Raw genomic sequence first — 20,442 nt, 5'->3', positions numbered from 1 at the left:
TCTTCAGGCGACTTTCGCGCTGCTTGACTCCAGCAAGGTCGGGATGAAGGCAATGGATGCGGCCCCGGCGTCGATGATGGGAAAGTTCACCTCAACCAGCACTCCACAGAACTCCCATTTCGCATCGCGGCAGACATCTGGCTCAGCTTGAACTATTAGCTGAAAGAACATTGAGGCAGGACGATCGTCATACGGAACAAATGAAGTTCGCACGGCAACTACCTTCAGCCCTCTTTGGCGAAGAAAGCGGAGTGCACAACCCATGAGCTCAGACCAGGCGTCGGTGCTCAACCCCTGATCCCCAAGAATTTTCTCGGCGTCCGACAGTGAGAACTTGGAAACGCTACAGCGCAACGGATTGGGAAACTTCTCAACAGCAAGCGGCGTGGCGACACCAAGGTCCCGGGGCAAGCCTATCCAGAATTTGCCGCTAAATACGTCTCGACCAGGATCACCACCCAAGGCGGAGAGCCGCTCGCGAAGCTGAAAAGCCTCATGCAGCAAGCCTACGTATCCAAGTAGGTAGATCGCCGCAGCCATTGCGACAAGGTCGTCATCCAAACTAGATCGAAACTGGGCGAACGTCCCTTTAACCTTGCTCGCCTGACCAGTGACGCATAGCATTGCCAGCCAGCACACAATAACAGCTCGATCACCGGGCTTCATGCTCAATGCAAATTCAGGTTTCGTCCGCAGCATCAAATGAATCGCTGATAGTACATGCATATGCGCGAAGCTCCCAAGCACCAACCGCATTTGTCACTGCAATCTTGTCGGCCAGATTTTGAAGTCTGCGCTTTGCAAGCACGTCACTACCACGCACTTTGAGTGAATCCAGTGCCCGGCGCAGCGTTTTGCCGAAAACAGTGTCGGAAAAGGCGCTGTAATACATGAAAGCGCCTCCGAAATTCAGGGGGCGCAACCGTACCACTCTATAAGAACAAAAAGGGTGGGGCCGATCCCAAAGTTAAGCAGGAGCGGCAGCCGAACACAGGGGATTCTTAGCATTGATCCCTTGTCCACTTTTCTACACCATGAAACGGATAGAACCGGCACTTCAACTTAGAACGCACCATCTTTGTTCAGCGCGTAGCGTTTGACAAAGTTCCATCACGGGATCGATCTCTGCGCACAGCCATTCGAGAAGGCGCCTTTACCGCCAAAATTGCTCACGGGCCGGTATGAGTAATCTGTACCAAGGCCTCTGCTCCGCATCGGTTACAGCTCGCGGACACAATGACCCTTTCCTCCCCCTGCAATTCAAGTGCAAGGGAAAAAACTTCAGACGAAGGACCTCCCCAGTGACCGGCGCTGTACATCGAGCCATACTGGATAGCCCGCGGAGCGTCTTCCGCAGAGCATTTAGGGCACGTGATCAAATACTGGGTGCTATCGATGTATCCCACAACTGCTCCTCCCCGCAAAATTCCAAGAAAGGTCATAGCATTCTTCGGAAGAATCCAAAGCATTATGAATTCTGTACCTATGGGCGTTCACGTGCGCAGCAAGACACAGGTCCCGGCGTCCTGATCTGACTGCGACTTGCTCATTTCCACAACACCTCTTAGACGGAAACCTGAGGACGTATCTCCAAGCGTTGTCTGACCTGATCATAGATGCCGTGCACGTCAGGCATGCAAATGGTTACAGCAACCGCAAAGGGAATCTGCTCATCTACCACGCGAGAGTCCTGGTCAGGCTGACGCTGGATTCTCAACTGAACCTGCGCCCCCTCCACTACGTTGGCTACGCGCGCCCCTTCCCATCTCCTAGTGAACAGCGTCCCGCGTCTGGCCTGGTTCATATCAGGTTGCTCGGAACTCGCAGAAACGCCCATGCCATCCACATCCAAGTCCAGCAACCAAAGACGCACTGAACGATAAGCTTTTGCTCCCGCAACAACCGGGGTTAACCAGCCGAGAGTCGCAACAATTTCATGGGGAAGCGCCCTACCGCCCATCGCAGCGGGAATCGGGACCGAGACCGTAACGACCTGATCTCTACTGATTACACCCGTCGCCCAAACTGTGGCGCGATCATCAGCGCAAGTGATGGCCGCCTCTGGGTCCACGACGCCGTACCCGATGAGCCGCCTCACATTGTCTTTGCGCCGTACATGCTGCCGCCGATCATCTGGGCCTAGACACTCTTGAATTACGCTTACTGAGTCAGATGGCCACCGCGCAGAGTGGGCGAGAAGCACCTTGAGCAAGACTGCTCGCTGGGCGTGGGGTAATTCGGTGAACGGAAGACCATACGCCCGCTCCAAAGCGTCATGAATCCTATGGCACGTACGAGACACCAAAGCGGCCGAGGCACTTGTTCCAGAAGTGTAGCTCTCTGGTGATTCGCGACCGGAAACTGGCGGAGCAGCAACCTTCAACCCGTTGCTACGCCCTACCCTTCCGGGCTGTACCCATATACCTTGCGACTCCGAACGCATGAATGCGAGTCGTTCCTTTCCACCCGACATTAGCACGTCCGGCTTGACAGCTCCGCCATAGCCAGGCCCCAGAGTACTAGACGGATTACAGATAAGTATTGAGGAGTACGGATCGATCAACATCGATGCTGCCGCCCGATACTGCTCCTCAACATCGTCCTGATTAGATGCTCCGACCGTCAACGCATTCACTGACTCCGCAGGTGAAATGATAGTGCGCTGGGCCATAAACGCACCAACCGCTTTCACAACAGCTCTAGCTCGCTCGCCCGGAGATCCATCCTCAAATGCAGTTCGACCATTGAAACCCTCCAGAAGCAAGGGCTCCGAGTTGTTTCCAGCACTTACAACAAAGAGAATTCCATAGCGATAGGATAGGTAGTCCAGCAGCCGAGCCCACGGACTGATGCGCCCGTGAAAACGCGCACGCTTGTTGCCGAGAGATACATTGACTATCAGGACATGTGGCGCAGTTGCTTCCGCGCCCTCTCTCATGGAAAGCACGGCCTGGTACACCACATCTACAAGCAATCGTTTTGCTGGAAACGTCTCGTCGCCCTCTCCGGATGAATGAATTACGGGAATCGTATGAATCTGCCGAGGAAGGTCAAGCTGTAGGGTATTTAGATCACCGTGGATGATCAAAGAAGCCATTGCCGTACCGTGCACTCGGCCATCAACCGGGGAGTATGGCTCGAGCTCAAACACGTCATCCACAACCAAGTGCCTGCTGAGCAGGTTGTGCCCGGCCATGGGAACACCATCCAAGAGCGCCAAAATCGGCCCTGCCAATTCCCTTTGCGGCAATGGTCGGGACGGCGGTGTTGATTGAGAAACATTTTCCTCTACATCCAGCTTCGTCGCTGATCCCTGAGGACGAATATGCATGACCTCGTCGACACCAGCGATGCTCGATGGTGACAGAGCAAGAACGCCTGCTACCTCACGTCTGGGCAATTCAACGAGGAGGGCATCGTAGTGGATAGCATCTATCCTTGAATGCTCGGCGACCCGCCCGCCTGTTTCCAGCACCCTGCGCTGGACTGCGGCTTTTGCTTCCAATGCCCGAGATCGATTCTGCCGGTACACCAGCTCGATTTCGATCGCTAGCAGCTCATGGGGATCTTCATCCATTAGCCCTTCGATTTCTTCAGCATCGGAAGGATCTACTCGATCTCTTGGCCCCCACGGCCTTAAGTCATTTAGTAGTGAAAAAACGTGGGCCCAAGGCGCAAAACCCCGCGGCAAAGTCCCTGACGTCGACCAAGTACGCCACAACCCCGTTAGCTCATTTAGTGCGCGGGCGTCGGGCACCATCAAGTAGGCAATAGCGCCAGACGCGCCGGAATCCCCTACCGCCTCTTCCTCATCTATCCACTCAAGACCGTGAACATTTCGGACAGCCTCGAAGAAGCGCGAGATTTCTCCAGCAACCTCAAAAACCAAAAGACGTTCTGGCGCAATTGCAGCAGGGTCAGCACGCAACTCGAGTCCACCGCTATCGCGCGCCAAACTCGCCGCTAATCGCCCAAATGTTGGCTCGAATAGCGTCTCCTGGCGGGAGCGGGGATGGGGCTCAGGACTCGGTCTGTTTTGTTGTCTTCCTTGTCGAACGCCTCGCTGTGGATCGGGAGTCACTCTGAGAAGGGGCTTCCTGGGATCCGGCCTCATGCCTTACCTCTGGCTGAACTCTTGATTTCCATATCTTCATCTCGTGGTCAATTGCATCATCGACGGAAACTGCGCCCAGACCCAAGATCTGACGACGCCTCACATTCTGACAAAAATCCACAACTTCCGAGTACGTAGCAGAGCTCAGGTCTACCGACATCTCAGGCAACGTACGGGAAGGAGCCTCAGGCCACCTCTCAATGATTCGATCAAGCAAAACTTCCACAGCAGCGCGGGTGGGCATTGGGAAATTTAAACGGTACTGGAATCTTCGCCAAACTGCCCTATCTAAAAGCTCGGCATGATTGGTCGCTGCGATCACGACAACGTTACTTGGAAGTTGATCTAACTGCAAAAGCAAGAAAGACACAACTCGCTTGATCTCGCCAGTCTCATGGCTGTCCCCTCGCTCCTTCCCAATGGAATCGAATTCATCGAAGAACAGAACGCAGGGTCGTGAACGCACAAAGTCAAACAACTTCCGAAGCCGAGCATTGGTTTCACCCAAATAGCTCCCGATCAGAGCGTCGTAACGTACGATGAAATAAGGAAGCGACAGTGCCTCTGCCACGGATTCGGCAAATGAGGTTTTCCCATTACCAGGGGGCCCGGACAAGAGTATGCGATGTCGCGGTTCGTACCCGTGCGCCCGGAGCACACCGGCCCGAACATGTTCTTCCACGATCTGTCGTCCAGCCTCCTGGACTGGCAGTGGGAGAACAAGCTGGTCCATCCGCATTCGTGGTTCAAGCTCGAGAACCGCGTCACGCCCTCCCTTCTGCTCTTTGTCAGCGACAGAAAGCAAGCTGCTTGAAGTCACAGCCACGGACGACAAAGCGCGCTCTAGCCGATCAGCCACCACGTGGTGATTCTTGGCGCGCTCATCTGCGGCCAGTGCCTCTGCGGTGGTTCGAACAGAAGTCTGGTCACCGCTAGCCGCAGCCCGCACTAGTGATACTAGAAGATCGCTTCTGGCCATTTGAATACTCACCTATCGATATCAGCCATGACTCACCCACATCCCTGAAGCGCACAGCTCCGCTAGCGATTTCCCTGCAGCGTGCAGCTGGAGCATACACCGTCGAGTGTCATGGGCTGAGACGAGGGCCTGACTGGCCAGGTCTAGTTCTGAGATTCTCGGGGGTCGTCACAAACCCGGGCAGTCTTTTGGTTGGCATGGGGCGAAAGGGGGGAAACGAAAAAGGGCCAGCACCGTTTGGTACAAGCCCTTGATCTACAACCAACAATGGTCGGGACGGCCGGATTTGAACCGACGACCCTCTGCCCCCCAGGCAGATGCGCTACCAGGCTGCGCTACGCCCCGATGTTGCTGGTGTTGTCCCCGCCTCTCAGCGGGCCGACGAGTATAACCGGTTTGATCGGAAAATGGTTCAGCGGCGCAGCAGCTGGAGCACTTCTTCCAGCTCCATCCGCGTCTGCTTGATGATCTGGTTGCTCAGCGCCGATTCGTCGCGCGCGCCGGCACCTTCCAGGCGCAGGCGGGCACCGCCGATGGTGTAGCCCTGTTCGTAGAGCAGGCCGCGGATCTGGCGCACCATCAGCACGTCGTGGCGCTGGTAGTAGCGGCGGTTGCCACGGCGCTTGGCCGGTTCCAGGCTGGGAAATTCGGTTTCCCAGTAGCGCAGCACGTGCGGCTTTACATCGCACAGCTCGCTGACTTCACCAATGGTGAAGTAGCGCTTGGCCGGTATCGGCGGAAGTTCGCGGTTACTGCCCGGATCCAGCATATGCCTCTACCCTTTCCTTGAGCTTCTGGCCCGGACGGAAGGTGACCACCGTACGGGCGGAAATCGGAATTTCCTCGCCGGTCTTCGGGTTGCGGCCCGGGCGCTGGTTCTTGCGCCGCAGGTCGAAGTTGCCGAAGCCGGAAAGCTTCACCTGACGTCCCTGTTCCAACGCTTCACGCAGTACATCGAAGAACGCGTCGACAAATTCCTTGGCTTCGCGCTTGTTCAGACCCACTTCGTCGAACAGCTTTTCGGCCATCTCAGCCTTGGTCAATGCCATTGCCTGCTACCCCCCCATGCTGCCCGCTCAACCGCGGATCCGGGCGTGGTGTTCACGCTCCATTGCGGCCACCGCCTCGGTGACCACCGCATCCACGTCGCGGTCCGTCAGAGTGCGCGACTTGTCCTGCAAAATCAAGCCCATAGCGAGACTCTTGAAGCCCGGCTCGACCCCCTGGCCGACGTAACGGTCGAACAGGGTCACCTGGCGCAGCAGCGGGCCCACGGCGCGGCGCAGGGTGGCTTCCAGGTCCGCCCAGGCGACCGCTTCGGGTACCAGGAAGGCCAGGTCGCGGCGCACGGACGGGAAGCGGGACAGCTCGGTGGCGCGCGGCAGGCTGCGGGCGGCCAGCGGGGCCAGGTCCAGCTCCAGGCCGAACACGTCCACGTCGATGTCCATGGCCTTGGCCAACCGTGGGTGGATCTGGCCGATCCAGCCGATGCTGGCGCCCTCGCGCAGCACCTCGGCCGAACGCGCCGGGTGGCCGTACGGGCGGGTGGAGGGCACGAAGCTGAGTGCGGCGCCGGAGGCGGCGGCCAGCGATTCCAGGTCGCCCTTGAGGTCATGGAAATCGACCTTGCGGGTGGCCAGTCCCCACTGCTGCGGGGTGGCATCGCCACACACGGCCACGGCCACGCGCTGGGTTTCCAGCGGGGCGGCGCCCTGCCCGGCCTGCGGGTGGAACACGCGGCCCAGTTCGAACAGGCGCACGGTGCCCTGCTGGCGAGCGGCATTGCGGCCCAGGGTGGCCACCAGGCCCGGCAGCAGCGCCGGGCGCATCACCGCCAGCTCGGCCGACAGCGGGTTGGCCAGGGCCACCACGTTGTCCTGCAGCTGCCACTGGGCCAGCAGGCCGGCGTCGACGAAGGCGTAGTTGATGGTTTCCTGCAGGTCGCGGGCCACCAGCTGGCGGCGCGTGCCCAGATCGTCCAGGCGGGTCTCGCTGGGCATGGCGATGCGCGCAGCACCGCCGGGCAGGGTGGTGGGAATGCGCTCGTAGCCGTGGATGCGGGCCAGCTCTTCGATCAGGTCTTCTTCGATGGCGATATCGAAGCGGCGGCTGGGCGCGGTGACCTGCCAGCCGTCGGCAGCGGCTGCCACGTCCATGCCCAGCGCGCGCAGGATGCGCTCCACGTCGGTGTCGGCAATCTGGATGCCCAGCACGCGGGCGATACGCGCGCGGCGCAGGCCGATGGTCGCGGTGGCCGGCAGGTCGGCCTCGCGCAGGGCTTCAGTCACCGGCGCGGGGGTGCCGCCGGCCAGGTCCAGCACCAGCCGGGTGGCGTACTCGATCGCGGTGCGCGGCAGCGCCGGGTCCACGCCACGCTCGAAGCGGTGGCCGGCGTCGGTGTGCAGGCCCAGCTTGCGGCCACGGCCCATGATGGCGGCCGGCGCGAAGTGCGCGGCCTCCAGGAACACGGCGGTGGTGTCGTCGGTGACGCGGGTGTCGTAGCCGCCCATGATGCCGGCCAGGCCCACCGGGCGGTCGACGTCGGTGATGACGAGGAAGCCGTCGTCCAGCGCGGCGTCGCGGCCGTCCAGCAGCTTCAGGGTTTCACCGGCGCGCGCGCGGCGCACGGCGATGCTGCCCTGCAGGGTGCCCAGGTCGTAGGCGTGCATCGGCTGGCCCAGTTCCAGCATCACGTACTGGGTGATGTCCACCAGCAGCGACACCGGGCGCACGCCGCTGCGGCGCAGGCGCTCGGCCATCCACAACGGGGTGGCGGCACGCGGGTTCACGCCCTCGATCACACGCCCCAGGTAACGCGGCGCTTCGGCGCCGGCGTCCAGCGCGATGGTGAGTTCGCGGCTGCCCACGGCGGCGATCGGCGCGGCATTGAACGGCACCACTTCACTGGCGCACGCGGCGGCCACGTCGAAGGCGATGCCGCGCACGCTGAAGCAGTCGGCGCGGTTGGGGGTGAGCTTGATCTCGATGCTGGCGTCGGGCAGGCCCAGGTACTCCACCAGCGACTGGCCCACCGGGGCGTCATCGGGCAGCTCGAACAGGCCCGAGGCGTCGCTGTCCAGGCCCAGTTCCTTGGCCGAACACAGCATGCCGTTGGAATCCACGCCGCGCAGCTTGGCCGCCTTGATGTTGAAGTCGCCGATCTTCGCGCCGATCATCGCCAGCGGCGCCACCAGGCCCGGGCGCGCGTTGGGCGCGCCGCACACGATCTGCAGCTGCTCGCCCTGCCCGGCATCGACCTGGCAGATCTGGAGGCGATCGGCTTCGGGGTGGCGCTCGGCGGTGACGATACGTGCCACCACCACGTGGTCCAGGCTGGCGCCGAGGTTGGTGACCTCTTCGACTTCCAGGCCGATGGCGGTCAGCACCGCGCTCAGCTCGTCGCGCGAGGCGGTGGTGGGGACGTGGCTGCGCAGCCAGTTTTCAGAGAATTTCATGGTGTCACCCTGGTGGGCCGGCGCACGCGCCTGGGCCGTAATTCAACAATCGTAGTGCCGGGCGCTGCCCGGCATCCGGTCATCCGGCGAATTGCTTGAGGAAGCGCACGTCGTTCTCGAAGAACGCGCGCAGGTCGTTCACGCCGTAACGCAGCATGGCAAAGCGCTCCACGCCCAGGCCGAAGGCAAAGCCGGTATAGCGCTCCGGGTCGATGCCCACGTTGCGCAGCACATTGGGGTGCACCATGCCGCAACCAAGCACTTCCAGCCACCGGGTGCTGCCGTCGGGCTGCTGCCAGGCAATGTCCACTTCCGCACCCGGTTCCACGAACGGGAAATAGCTGGGGCGGAAACGCATCTCGAAATCGCGTTCGAAGAACGCGCGCACGAACTCGGACAGCGTGCCCTTGAGGTCGGCGAAGGTCGAATGCTCATCCACCAGCAGGCCTTCCACCTGGTGGAACATCGGCGAATGGGTCTGGTCGCTGTCGCTGCGGTACACCTTGCCGGCCGCGATCATGCGCAGCGGCGGTGCGTGGTCGCCCATGTAGCGCACCTGCACACCAGAGGTATGCGTGCGCAGCAGGCGGCCATCGCCGAAGTAGAAGGTGTCATGCATGGCACGCGCCGGGTGATGCGGCGGGAAGTTCAGGGCTTCGAAGTTGTGCCAGTCGTCTTCGATTTCAGGGCCTTCGGAGAGCTCGTAACCGAGGCGGCCGAAGATGTCGGTGATGCGCTCCAGGGTCCGGGTCACCGGGTGCAGGCCACCGCGTTCGGCGCGGCGCCCAGGCAGGGTGATGTCGATTGCTTCGGCGGCCAGGCGGGCGTCCAGCGCCGCACTCTCGAGCACGGCCTTGCGTTCACCCAGCGCGCTGGTCAGCGCGTCACGGGCCTGGTTGATGGCTTCGCCGGCGGCCTTGCGCTCATCGGCCGGGAGTGCACCCAGCTGCTTGAGCTGTGCGGTGATGCTGCCGCTCTTGCCAAGCAGCGCCACGCGCAGGGCTTCCAGCGCATCGGGACTCTGGGCGGCGGCCACGTCGGCCAGCGCCTGGGTGGTCAGGGATTGGATGTCACTCATGGATAGCCTGGACCTCGCGTCGGTATGCCTTCGCGATGCGCGCCGGGCCGACCCCCGTCGCCACCGCTGTCGGGACGGCACCCGGTTGGGCTGCCGCCGCCACAAAAAAGAATGGGGAAGGACTTGCGCCCTTCCCCATGCATTGCCTTACCCGCAGCCGTTGCGTTTGCACGGCAACGGCGGGGAATGGACTTATGCCGCCAGCGCGCCCTTGGCCTTTTCGGCCAGTGCTGCAAAACCAGCTGCGTCGTGCACGGCGATATCGGCCAGAACCTTGCGGTCCAGGGTGATACCTGCCTTGAGCAGGCCGTTCATGAAACGGCTGTAGCTCAGACCATTGATGCGGGCAGCCGCGTTGATGCGGGTGATCCACAGCGAACGGAAATTACGCTTCTTCTGCTTACGACCGATGTAGGCGTACTGCTGGGCCTTGATGACGGCCTGCTTGGCAACGCGGAAGACCTTGCGGCGTGCGTTGTAGTAGCCCTTGGCCAGGGTCAGAATCTTCTTGTGGCGGCGACGCGCCTGTACGCCACGCTTTACTCGTGCCATGGGTCAGTCCTCAGAGGTAGGGAAGCATACGGTTCAAACGGCCTGCGTCTTCTGCACGAACATGGTTCGTCTGACGCAGATTGCGCTTCCGCTTGGTCGACTTCTTCGTGAGGATGTGGCTGCGGTTGGCGTGGCCAGCCTTGAACTTGCCGGAGGCGGTCTTGCGGAAACGCTTGGCCGCCGCCCGGTTGGTCTTGATCTTGGGCATTGCAATGTCCTTGATGATGTTTTGTCACTGACCAGGGCGGTGGCATTGCCACACTTTCCGTCCGTGCCCTTGCCTGCTTGTAAGCCCGGGATCCCCATTGGGAGCCAGGCCGGTCCTGTTGCCGTTGAAAAGCGTGAAACCGTTCAAAACAGCAGCCCCGCGAAAAAACGGGGTCGCCCATTATGCATGGGAACTGTGAGGGTTGCAAACCTTTGATTGGGCGGGGTTTGGTGCGCCGAGGGGTTGCAGGCGAGCACAAACCTGAACGGCGCCCGGATCCGGGCACCGTCTGGGACACGCGTGGCGTGTCGCTACGCGGATGGCCTGCAGCGCCACGTGCGAGGTGGCGCGCGCCGGGCCAGCGCGGTTACTTCTTCTTCGGCGCGATCATCATGACCATCTGCCGGCCTTCCAGGCGCGGGCGGGACTCGATCACGATGTCCTCGCCCAGATCGGCCTCGATCCGGTTGGCCATTTCGCGACCCAGTTCCTGATGGCTCATTTCACGACCACGGAAGCGGATGTTCACCTTGATCTTGTCACCCTCTTCCAGGAAACCGCGCATCTTGCGCAGCTTGATCTGGTAGTCGCCTTCATCGGTGACCGGGCGGAACTTCACTTCCTTGATCTCGACCTGCTTGGTCTTCTTCTTGGCCTCGTTGGCCTTCTTCTGCGCTTCGAACTTGAACTTGCCGAAGTCCATGATCTTGCACACCGGCGGATCAGCCTGCGGCTGAATCTCGACCAGGTCCAGACCTTCGTCTTCGGCCATCGACAGCGCTTCGTCACGCGTCAACACGCCAATCATTTCACCGTCACTGCCGATCACGCGTACGCGCGGCACCCGGATTTCCTGATTCTTGCGGTTCTGTTTGTTGTCAGGGGTACTGATATTGCAATCTCCCAGAGGAATCAAACCGGCCCAGAGCGGATCATCCGCAGGGCCGGGACATTCTTACACGGACTGTTCTGCCTGCAGCCGCTCGATGAAGGCCTGGACGGACATGCTGCCCAGATCCTCGCCCGAGCGCGTACGCACGGCTACGGCGCCATTTTCCTTCTCACGGTCGCCCACCACCAGCAGGTACGGGACCCGCTGCAGCGTATGCTCGCGAATCTTATAACCGATCTTCTCGTTGCGCAAATCCGACGTCACGCGGAACCCTTGATCTGCAAGGGTTTTCGTCACTTCCTGCACGTATTCAGCCTGGGCGTCGGTGATATTGGCCACCACCGCCTGGGTCGGGGCCAGCCAGGCCGGGAACTGGCCGGCATGGTGCTCGATCAGGATGCCGATGAAGCGTTCCATGGAGCCGACGATGGCCCGGTGCAGCATGACCGGGTGCTTCTTCTGGCTGTTTTCGTCCACGTACTCGGCGCCCAGGCGGCCGGGCATCATGAAATCGACCTGCATGGTGCCCAGCTGCCAGGTGCGGCCGATGGCGTCCTTCAGGTGGTACTCGATCTTCGGGCCATAGAAGGCGCCCTCGCCCGGCAGCTCCTGCCATTCCACGCCACAGCTGGACAGCGCCGAACGCAGCGCGGCTTCGGCCTTGTCCCAGGTGGCATCGTCGCCCAGGCGTGATTCGGGACGCAGGGCGATCTTGATCTGGATTTCTTCAAAGCCGAAGTGCTGGTACACCGCCAGCGCCTGCTGGTGGAAGGCGGTCACTTCCGATTCGATCTGCGATTCGGTGCAGAACACGTGGCCGTCGTCCTGGGTGAAGCCACGCACGCGCAGGATGCCGTGCAGCGCGCCCGACGGCTCGTTGCGGTGACAGGAGCCGAACTCGCCATAGCGGATCGGCAGGTCGCGGTAGCTGTGCAGGCCCTGGTTGAATACCTGCACGTGGCCCGGGCAGTTCATCGGCTTGACCGCGTAGGTGCGCTTCTCCGATTCGGTGAAGAACATGTTGTCCTGGTAGTTGTCCCAATGGCCGGACTTCTTCCACAGGCTCACGTCCAGGATCTGCGGGCAGCGCACTTCGCCGTAGCCGCTCTTCTGGTAGACCTTGCGCATGTACTGCTCGACCACCTGCCACAGCGCCCAGCCCTTGGGGTGCCAGAACACCAGGCCCGGGGCCTCTTCCTGCAGGTGGAACAGGTCCTGCTGCTTGCCGATGCGGCGGTGGTCGCGCATTTCGGCTTCTTCGATGCGCTTGATGTAGGCCTCAAGCTGCTTCTTGTCGGCCCAGGCGGTGCCGTAGATGCGCTGCAGCTGTTCGTTCTGCGCATCGCCACGCCAGTAGGCGCCGGAAATGCGGGTCAGCTTGAAGGCCTTCAGGAAGCGCGTGTTGGGCACGTGCGGGCCGCGGCACATGTCCACGTATTCCTGGTGGTAGTACATGCCCATGGCCTGGATATCGGCCGGCATGTCTTCGATCAGGCGCAGTTTGTAGTCTTCGCCACGGGCCTTGAAAATCTCCACCACTTCCGCGCGCGGGGTCATCTTCTTGACCACGTCGTAGTCCTGCGCGATCAGCTCGCCCATGCGCTTTTCAATGGCGGCCATGTCGTCCGGGGTGAACGGGCGCTCGGAGTAGATGTCGTAATAGAAGCCTTCGGCGATGACCGGGCCGATCACCATCTTCACGTCCGGGTACAGCTGCTTGACCGCATGGCCCACCAGGTGGGCGCAGGAGTGGCGGATGATCTCCACGCCTTCCTCGTCCTTGGCGGTGATGATGCGCAGACTGGCGTCATGGTCGATGACGTCACTGGCATCGACCAGCGTGCCGTCCACCGAACCGGCGATGGTGGCCTTGGCCAGGCCGGCGCCGATCGACTGGGCGACGTCCATGACACTGACGGGGTTTTCGAACTCACGGCGGCTGCCGTCGGGAAGCGTGATCGCAATCATGGCTGGGGCTTTGTGCTGGTGGGCCTGCGGCGCAGGCCAGGGAAACGGGGTCGAGGGTGTCCGGGGCGCGCGGCCGGATAAAAGAAAAGCGCCATGAAGGCGCCTGGGCAAGGGGCCGTCATGACGTTCAGCGCTGGGCGGTGGTAGTGCTCATGTCGCACGCTGGACCGGCGCTGGGCGCGGGTCACCTTGTTGCCTCGAGGTGGATGCACCGATCTTAAACCAAACGGGTGGGGAAGCCCAATCCCGCCGCCGGCAGAGCGGAGGCCGCCACTACTGAACGGGGCGTTGTGGCGATTGAAAACGGCAATGATTACCATGCGCAGGTTGCCGCATTGTTCGAACGGTCTTCGTTTCCAAGGATTTCCATGCCCTGCGCCGCCCCTTCGGCCCGCACGCCCCAGCCCTGCGCGGCACGCCCATGCTGAGTGCAGATGCCCTGGCCCTGCTGTATTGCGCGCTGGCCGGCGCGGCGTCGGCCTTTTCAGCGCTGGCCTTCTATGCTGCCTCACCGCACTGCCGCTGGCCGCGCCTGCGCCGGGCCGGCCGCTTGGGCCGCCAGCTCGGGCTGGTGGCCGCGGCCACCTCGCTGTGGCTGTGGATGGGCCAGCTCGGCTTTGCCACTGGGTTCTGCGTCACCCTGGGCGGCTGGATGCTCACCGCCATGGCGCTGCCCTACCTGGCCGCCTGGACGCGGCCGGATGCGGAGGCGCGGCGCTGATGTGGGCACGTGCACTGGCCGGCCTGCTGGCAGGCTTCTTCGTGGCCGCGGCCGTCACCGGGTTGATCACCTGGCTGCCGCCGGGTCCGTGGCAGTCGGTGATCGTGCCCGGCATGATCGCCTTCATTCCGCTGTGGATGCTGGCCGCGCTGTGGGCGTTCGCGTTCCGCACCGGGCTGCGCGCGTGGGGGTGGCTGAGCGCCTGCGCCGCGTTCGGCTTCGGCCTGCTGTGGCTGCTGCGCCACTTCCATTGGGTGCAGTGAGGCCTCTTCGATGAAATTCAGTTCGCTTACCCTGCGTACCTTCACCACCGTGCACACCTGGGTAGGCCTGGTGGCCGGCTTTGCGCTGTTCGTGGCGTTCTATGCCGGCGCCATTACCGTGTTCCACCATGACCTGCCGCTGTGGCAGTCGCCGCAGGGCATGGACCAGCCGGCGCAGACCCTGGACGATGCGCAGCGGCTGCTCGATGGCGTGCTCGCCAGACACCCTGACGCGCGGAAGCATGTGGGCATGACCTTCCCCGGCGCGGAAACGCCGCAGTCCATCGCGTACTGGCAGGATGCCAAGGGCACCTGGCTGTTTGCCTGGGCCGACCATGTCGATGGCAGCCCCACCCCGCCGCAGGCCGGGTTGGCCGAGCTGATCAACGAGCTGCACTACACGCTGGGCCTGCCGGTGGCCGGCATCTACCTGATGGGCGTGGTCAGCCTGCTGTACGGGCTGGCACTGCTGTCCGGGCTGGTGATCCACCTGCCCAAACTGGTGGGCGATCTGTTCGCGCTGCGCCCGGGCCGGAACTTCAAGCAGATGTGGCAGGACGCGCACAACGTGATCGGCGTGCTCAGCCTGCCCTTCCACCTGTTGTTCGCGGTCACCGGTGCGCTGCTGTGCCTGATGTTCCTGCAGATGGCCGCGCTCAACCCGCTGATCTACGACGGCAAGCTGCTGGCGGCGCTGCCGGGGGCGACCGATACCGCGCCGATCCGCGCGCCGGCCAACGAGCCGGTGCGTGCCGGCAGCCTGGCGATGCTGCATGCGCGGGCGATCGCGGTAGCCAACGACAAGGGCCAGGCGGTGTTTGAGCCGGCCTACCTGAAGCTGGCCAATGCCGGTGACCGCAACGCGGTGATCGAGATCACCGGCGATGGCGGCGTGTCGCTGGGCCCGCTGGGCGCGGTAGCGATGGATGCCAATACCGGCGATGTGCTGCACACCCAGCTGCCCGGGCATCGCGATGCCAACCACGCCACGTTGGCGGCGGCCTATGCGCTGCACTTCGGCGAATTCGGCAACGGGCTGGTGCCGTGGCTCTACTTCGTGCTCGGCCTGGGCGGGGCGTTCCTGTTCTATTCGGGCAACCTGCTGTGGATCGAGTCGCGCCGCAAGCGCCGCCAGGTCACGCAGGGGCGCGCCCAGGTCAACATGGCGCGGGCCACGGTGGGCGTGTGCATCGGGCTGTGCGTGGCGGTGTCGGCCGCGTTCGTGAGCGTGCAGCTGCTGGAGCACCTGGCCCCGGCGCATGCCGATGCAGGCATGCGCTGGACCTGCTTCCTGGTCTGGGGCGGCTGCGCCCTGTGGGCGGCGCTGCGCGCGCCGTCCAAGGCCGCGGTGGAGCTGCTGTGGGCAGCGGCGGCGGTGACCGCGCTGATCCCGGTGGTGCACGGCGCGATGAGCGGGCTGTGGCTGTGGTCCAGCGCCGCGCGCGGCTATTGGCCGCTGTTCTGGGTGGACGGCGTGGCGCTGGCAATGGCGCTGGGGTTTGCCGCGATGGCACGCGCCACCCGGCGACGAGCCGTATACGGTGACCCCAACAGCGTGTGGGCGCACGCGCGGGCGTAAGAGCTCTGGCCCCGGAGCCCAAACGACTGCCGATAACGGTGATCGGTTCGGTAACGCATGACCTGCAACGGAGATGCGCGCGAAATGCGTCGCCCCGTTCGAGGTCATGCGTTACCGGACGTTGCGCCGTTACCGGCAGTCGTTCGGGAACCGACCCTACCGACGATTGCATCGCCCGATGCAGGCCGGCGTGCTGCTTTCAGAATTCTTCAGACGTTCTTCCAGCACTTCAGACGCGGTGCTGGCTTAGTGGAGCCTCACTTCCGAGGAGCGCCACCATGCCCCACCCCGTCCGTCGATTCATCGTACTGGTTATTTCCATCACCGCCTGCCTGCCTTTTGCGGCCTTGGCCGCCCCGCCGAAGCTGGACCCCGCCCCGGTCGCCGCGCTCGAGGCGGGCATCGCCCGCGAGGACATCAAACAGGTCACCAGCGTGTTGTTGCTGGTCGATGGCACGGTGGCCTACGAACGCTATTTCAACGGTGCCGATGCCGAAACCCTCAACGATGTACGCTCGGCCAGCAAAAGCGTGACCTCGCTGCTGGTGGGGGCGGCCATCGGCGCCGGGCACCTGCCAGGTGTGCAGGCCCGCGTCTACGACTACTTCCCGGAATTCACCGCGCAGCACCCGGTCGACCCCCGCCTGCGCGGCACCACGCTGGAAGACCTGCTCACCATGAGCAGCCTGTGGGAGTGCGATGACCAGAACCAGTTTTCCAGCGGCAACGAAGAGCGCATGTACGTGACCGAGCGCTGGCTGGACTTCGCGCTGGCGCTGCCGGTCAAGGGCTTCGCGCCCTGGATGCGCCGCCCCGAGGACAGCCCGCACGGCCGCGCGCATGCCTACTGCACCGCCGATTCGTTCGTGCTGGGCGCGGTGCTGGAACGGGCCACGAAACTGCCGCTGGCCGACTACGCCGCGCAGGCCCTGGAACGCCCACTGGGCATTACCCGCAGCCACTGGAACCGTTCCCCCGAAGGCATCGGCATGGGGGGCGGCGGCACCCGCTACCGCAGCCGCGACCTGGCCCGGCTGGGCGAGCTGGTGCTGGCCGGCGGCAAATGGCAGGGACAGCAGCTCGTTCCCGCCGCGTACGTTTCTGCCATGGTGAGCGCACAGGCCGAGACCGACGACGGCAGCGACTACGGCTACCAGTGGTGGGGCCTGAAGCTGCCGGTGGACGGCAAGGAAACCACGGTGTGGGCGATGTCGGGCAACGGCGGCAACTACGTGTTCGTGATGCCGGAGAAGAAGCTGGTCGCGGTGGTCACCAGCACGGCCTACAACCGCAGCTATGCCCACCCGCAGTCGCGCCGGGTGCTTACCGAATTCCTGTTGCCGGCGCTGCGCTGAGGCCGTTCAGGTCATCGGGGCGCCAGGGCGCGGCCAGCACCTGGGCACGCTGTGTGGCCACGTCCGCCTCGATCCGGGCCAGCAGGCGCTCCCAGCCGGGCGCCTGCCGCAGCGGGGCGAACAACGGGGTGACGCGCAACCACGCGGCGTCGCGGAAGCCGGCGTCCACCGCACGGTGCAGGTCGGCGATTGCCGCCGCTGCATCGCCCTGGGCCTGGTGCAGCAGCGCGCGTTCCACGGCGGCATCCGACCAGCCGTCGTCAGCCTGCGCGGAGACCTCACCCAGCCGGGCGGCAATCCACTCCGGGGATGGCCCGCCGTCCGGCTGCTGCAGGCCGGCCAGGGTTGTGCCCAGCGACTGCAACGGGCGCAGCCGGCGACCCTGCTCGAAGGCCTGCGCCGCCCCCTGCGGGTCGTCGCCCATCAGCAGCAGTTCGCCCTGCAGGCGCAGCAGCTGCGGATGCGGGGTGCCACGTGCGAGCGCCTGGTCGAGTGCCTGGCGAGCCTTGTCCAGCTCGCCCATGTTCATCAGCGCACGTGGCCAGGCGATGTTGCTGAAGACGTTGTCCGGGTACAGCTGGAAGTTGCGCGCGTGGCGGCGTGCGGCGGCGTCGGTGAAGCCGAGCAGTTCCAGTTCGCGCGCGACCTGCACGTCGCGGAAGCGGATCCGCTCGGGCGCGCGCAGCGTGAGGTTGGCTTTCAGCGCCTGCGCCAGGTGGCCCTGTTCCTGCTGCAGGTAGGCCAGCGAGGCGCGGGTGCGTTCATCGTCGGGATCGCGCCGCAACGCCTGCTCGTAATCGGCAATCGCCAGCGGCATCGCGCCCATGCAGTCGTGGGCATAACCACGCAACGCATGCGCGGCGGCATCATCAGGCGCCGCCTGCAGCACCTGCCCGGCAAGCTGAAGTGCCTCCTGCGCACTCGCTGGCTCGCCGTTGAACAAACAGGCATCGGCCGCCAACGCGCGCGCCAGGCCACGCCGTGCGGCGCTGGAATCCGGGTCGATCTGCAGGGCCTGACGATACAGCGCAATGGCACGATCGTTGTTGCTGGCCTGCCCAATGCTGGCGTAATAACCGGCACGCTCCAGCACCGGGTCTGCCGGGGCCCGCGGCGAGCTGCCCGGCCGCGTAACGACGACTGCGACGATGGCGCCGACCGCCGCCACGCCTGCTACCGGCCAAGCCCAACGCCGATGCAGGCGTCGTTGCGATCCTTCCGTCGGCGTCGCTGTCGGTGCCTCCGCTGCGCACGCCTGCAGCGGCGCGCACAACTGGTAACCACGCCCCCGCACCGAGCGTACGTAGCGCGGCTGGCGGCTGTCATCCCCCAAAGCCTGGCGCAGCAGCTTCACCCGCTGGCTGATCGCGTCCTCGCCCACCACCGCCGGTGCCCAGACCTGCTCGGCCAACGTATCGAAGTCGACCACCTCGGCGCCGTGCTCCAGCAGGCAGTCCAGCAACCGCCAGCTCAGCCCGCTGACCGGCAACACCACCTCACCGCGCCGCACCTGCTGCGCGGCACGGTCGATATGCAGGTCCAGCAGCCGGACAGTACTCATGCGGGAAGCATAGTGCAGGCCCGGCCGGAGCGTTAGAGCCCGATAATCCGGGCAGCATTCCCGCGGTAGGGTCGCATCCCCATCGACCGCCATTGCACTACCCACATTCGGTGACGGCATGAGCGCTGGCGGAAAAGGCTTCTGCTTCGCTTACGGTCATGCGTCACCGAATGTCTACGCGTCCACGGCAGTCGTTTGGGAACCGACTCTACCTGCGTGTAGTCGGCTTCACTTGAACGGCGCGGCCATGGCCTTCAGCAGGCTGGCCTGGTCGTCATCGCCGGTCAGTTCCCAGGTGAACACGCCGCGCAGCTTCTGGTCTTTGGCGTAGTCCGCACGTAACGCAATCGAGGTCGGGTCTTCATAGCTGATGAAGACCTTGTCGGCGGCGTTGTACAACCACGGCGCCTGCGCCACCGGGTGCCAGTGCCGCTGCCAACCAGGCGTGCCGAGGAATTCCTGCTTGATGCGGCGCCAGTCGCCGGCATCGAACGGGGCGCTGTAGGGCTGGTACAGGCCATCGGCAGATTCGGTGGTGACCTTGAAGCCGCGCCCGTAGAACGGCACGCCCAGCACCAGCTTGTCGTTGGGCACGCCGTGCTGGCGGTAATACTGCACCGCGCCTTCCACGCTGTTCCAGCGGCGCTGTTCCGGTGCGAGCGGGTCCTGCGGTACCGCGCGCAGCGGCGCGTTGAAGGTGGACACCTTGGAGAAGCCGGTGCCCATGTCGTAGCTCATCAGGTTGATGAAATCGAGCGCCTTGCCCAGTTCCTTCAACTCATAGCTCAGCGCGGGATCGTAAGGGCCGTCGGTCTGTACGCGACCGGCCGGCAGTGCGGCGGTCAACAGCCGGTGCGGCCCCCGGCCGCCATCCAGCGCATCGAGCTGGCGGCGGAATTCCTGCACCAGCAGCGTCATGTTGCGACGGTCCTGCGGGCGGTCGGTGATGTTCAGCGGGCCGCCGGAGACCGGGAATTCCCAGTCGATATCCACGCCGTCGAAACTGCCGCGATGCTGCTCGAAGAACATCGCCACGCACGAACGCACGAAACGTTCGCGGCTCTGTGCGGTGAGCGCGGCATCGGAGAAGCCGCCGGCGCTCCAGCCGCCGATGGAGATCAGGGTGTGCAGCTGCGGGTGGTCGCGCTTGAGCGCGGCCAGTGCCTTGAAGTGCGCGGCAGCGCCGTCGTCCACCACGCACTTTCCATCATCAATCCGCGCGAACGCGTAGAACAGATGGGTCAGCGTATCGGCGGGAATGGACGCCACCGGATAGCGCCCGGCCGAACCGCCCGGATAGTAGGCACCGATCACCGCATTCGACGCCGGGGCGGCATGGCTGGCGAGCGGAAGCGCGACCGCAAGGGCAGCAGCCAACAGGGAAGCAGACAGGCGGTACATGGAGACTCCGTGGAGAGGAATGGGCCAACGTTAACAAGGCGCAGGCCGTCATGGCCGGATGTCCTGCGAATCTGTCCGGCGGACACGTCCTGTAGCCGTGGACGGGAAACGCAATGACTGCACAGGGGCCCTCGGGGCAAAGCAGACGCGGCTGCCGGGGGACATCTGCACAGGGGCCTACCGGCCGCGGCGGGGCTCTGGACGCTCGCGACGCCCCTGATCGAAGATCGTGCGCCAAACAAAAAAAACGGGCCCGAAGGCCCGTCTTTTTCCAAGGAGTGACGACCAACGGTCGTCACCTACCCTCGTAATCCGC

General features: G+C 63.7%; 19 protein-coding genes and 1 tRNA gene. 5 read left to right on the top strand and 15 right to left on the bottom strand.

Annotated elements, in window-relative coordinates:
* Nucleotides 1-3: 3 nt before the first annotated feature.
* The 4 genes from ACTJI4_RS17935 to ACTJI4_RS17920 all read right to left on the bottom strand — a co-directional run bounded on the left by ACTJI4_RS17935 (nt 4) and on the right by ACTJI4_RS17920 (nt 4,772).
* Nucleotides 4-699 (bottom strand): hypothetical protein, encoded by a 696-nt coding sequence (locus ACTJI4_RS17935; protein ID WP_440870113.1) that lies wholly within the window; start codon nt 697-699, stop codon nt 4-6.
* Nucleotides 680-892 carry a hypothetical protein gene (locus tag ACTJI4_RS17930; protein WP_440870112.1) on the bottom strand — a complete coding sequence of 71 codons (213 nt, stop codon included), beginning with the start codon at nt 890-892 and terminating at the stop codon, nt 680-682. The genes ACTJI4_RS17935 and ACTJI4_RS17930 overlap by 20 nt, the downstream gene beginning before the upstream one ends.
* 672 nt (nt 893-1,564) lie before the next feature.
* The gene (locus tag ACTJI4_RS17925) at nt 1,565-3,928 is read right to left on the bottom strand and encodes a S8 family peptidase (protein ID WP_440870111.1); all 2,364 of its coding nucleotides are present in this window, start codon (nt 3,926-3,928) and stop codon (nt 1,565-1,567) included.
* A 91-nt stretch (nt 3,929-4,019) separates the two neighbouring features.
* Nucleotides 4,020-4,772 carry an AAA family ATPase gene (locus tag ACTJI4_RS17920; protein ID WP_440870138.1) on the bottom strand — a complete coding sequence of 251 codons (753 nt, stop codon included), beginning with the start codon at nt 4,770-4,772 and terminating at the stop codon, nt 4,020-4,022.
* On the opposite strand from ACTJI4_RS17920, the gene ACTJI4_RS17915 reads away from it, so the two are divergent.
* Nucleotides 4,740-4,928, top strand: coding sequence for a hypothetical protein (locus ACTJI4_RS17915; RefSeq protein WP_440870139.1), 189 nt, complete (start codon nt 4,740-4,742; stop codon nt 4,926-4,928). The genes ACTJI4_RS17920 and ACTJI4_RS17915 overlap by 33 nt on opposite strands.
* Nucleotides 4,929-5,361: 433 nt before the next feature.
* Here the strand turns inward: ACTJI4_RS17915 and ACTJI4_RS17910 are convergent.
* From ACTJI4_RS17910 to thrS, 9 genes are all read right to left on the bottom strand, one after another.
* Nucleotides 5,362-5,438, bottom strand: a tRNA-Pro gene (locus tag ACTJI4_RS17910).
* A 67-nt stretch (nt 5,439-5,505) separates the two neighbouring features.
* The gene (locus ACTJI4_RS17905) at nt 5,506-5,862 is read right to left on the bottom strand and encodes a MerR family transcriptional regulator (RefSeq protein WP_068853353.1); all 357 of its coding nucleotides are present in this window, start codon (nt 5,860-5,862) and stop codon (nt 5,506-5,508) included.
* Nucleotides 5,843-6,142 carry an integration host factor subunit alpha gene (locus tag ACTJI4_RS17900; RefSeq protein ID WP_005410432.1) on the bottom strand — a complete coding sequence of 100 codons (300 nt, stop codon included), beginning with the start codon at nt 6,140-6,142 and terminating at the stop codon, nt 5,843-5,845. Before ACTJI4_RS17900 ends, ACTJI4_RS17905 begins: the two co-directional genes overlap by 20 nt.
* Before the next feature lie 27 nt (nt 6,143-6,169).
* Complete coding sequence (gene pheT / locus ACTJI4_RS17895) at nt 6,170-8,548, bottom strand: phenylalanine--tRNA ligase subunit beta (RefSeq protein WP_440870110.1); 2,379 nt, start codon at nt 8,546-8,548, stop codon at nt 6,170-6,172.
* Between the two features lie 79 nt (nt 8,549-8,627).
* The gene (gene pheS, locus ACTJI4_RS17890) at nt 8,628-9,626 is read right to left on the bottom strand and encodes a phenylalanine--tRNA ligase subunit alpha (RefSeq protein ID WP_392921071.1); all 999 of its coding nucleotides are present in this window, start codon (nt 9,624-9,626) and stop codon (nt 8,628-8,630) included.
* Between the two features lie 192 nt (nt 9,627-9,818).
* A complete protein-coding gene (gene rplT, locus ACTJI4_RS17885) occupies nt 9,819-10,178 on the bottom strand; it encodes a 50S ribosomal protein L20 (protein ID WP_003484828.1) in 360 nt (119 codons plus the stop codon).
* A 10-nt stretch (nt 10,179-10,188) separates the two neighbouring features.
* Nucleotides 10,189-10,386 carry a 50S ribosomal protein L35 gene (rpmI, locus tag ACTJI4_RS17880; RefSeq protein WP_017355265.1) on the bottom strand — a complete coding sequence of 66 codons (198 nt, stop codon included), beginning with the start codon at nt 10,384-10,386 and terminating at the stop codon, nt 10,189-10,191.
* Between the two features lie 367 nt (nt 10,387-10,753).
* Nucleotides 10,754-11,293: a translation initiation factor IF-3 gene (infC, locus tag ACTJI4_RS17875; protein WP_026070650.1), complete on the bottom strand. Its 540-nt coding sequence runs from the start codon at nt 11,291-11,293 to the stop codon at nt 10,754-10,756.
* A gap of 48 nt (nt 11,294-11,341) precedes the next feature.
* Nucleotides 11,342-13,246 (bottom strand): threonine--tRNA ligase, encoded by a 1,905-nt coding sequence (thrS, locus tag ACTJI4_RS17870; protein WP_392921023.1) that lies wholly within the window; start codon nt 13,244-13,246, stop codon nt 11,342-11,344.
* Nucleotides 13,247-13,667: 421 nt separating this feature from the next.
* On the opposite strand from thrS, the gene ACTJI4_RS17865 reads away from it, so the two are divergent.
* From ACTJI4_RS17865 to ACTJI4_RS17850, 4 genes are all read left to right on the top strand, one after another.
* Nucleotides 13,668-13,967: a hypothetical protein gene (locus tag ACTJI4_RS17865; RefSeq protein ID WP_440870109.1), complete on the top strand. Its 300-nt coding sequence runs from the start codon at nt 13,668-13,670 to the stop codon at nt 13,965-13,967.
* Nucleotides 13,967-14,230, top strand: coding sequence for a hypothetical protein (locus tag ACTJI4_RS17860; protein WP_440870108.1), 264 nt, complete (start codon nt 13,967-13,969; stop codon nt 14,228-14,230). The genes ACTJI4_RS17865 and ACTJI4_RS17860 overlap by 1 nt, the downstream gene beginning before the upstream one ends.
* Before the next feature lie 10 nt (nt 14,231-14,240).
* Nucleotides 14,241-15,809, top strand: a complete 1,569-nt coding sequence (locus tag ACTJI4_RS17855) for a PepSY-associated TM helix domain-containing protein (RefSeq protein ID WP_392921015.1) — start codon at nt 14,241-14,243, stop codon at nt 15,807-15,809.
* A 278-nt stretch (nt 15,810-16,087) separates the two neighbouring features.
* A complete protein-coding gene (locus ACTJI4_RS17850) occupies nt 16,088-17,164 on the top strand; it encodes a serine hydrolase domain-containing protein (protein WP_440870107.1) in 1,077 nt (358 codons plus the stop codon).
* Here ACTJI4_RS17850 and ACTJI4_RS17845 read toward each other — a convergent pair.
* Together ACTJI4_RS17845 and ACTJI4_RS17840 are read right to left on the bottom strand one after the other, a co-directional pair.
* Nucleotides 17,133-18,725, bottom strand: coding sequence for a tetratricopeptide repeat protein (locus ACTJI4_RS17845; RefSeq protein ID WP_440870106.1), 1,593 nt, complete (start codon nt 18,723-18,725; stop codon nt 17,133-17,135). The two genes, ACTJI4_RS17850 and ACTJI4_RS17845, sit on opposite strands and share 32 nt — an antisense overlap.
* A 228-nt stretch (nt 18,726-18,953) precedes the next feature.
* Nucleotides 18,954-20,126 (bottom strand): glycoside hydrolase family 18 protein, encoded by a 1,173-nt coding sequence (locus ACTJI4_RS17840; RefSeq protein ID WP_440870105.1) that lies wholly within the window; start codon nt 20,124-20,126, stop codon nt 18,954-18,956.
* Between the last annotated feature and the right edge of the window lie 316 nt (nt 20,127-20,442).

Origin of the sequence: Stenotrophomonas sp. 22385 (assembly GCF_052045085.1) — a bacterium.
GTDB lineage: Bacteria > Pseudomonadota > Gammaproteobacteria > Xanthomonadales > Xanthomonadaceae > Stenotrophomonas.
Note: the sequence above shows the minus strand (reverse complement) of the source record. Positions and strands in the feature narration are given on the sequence as shown.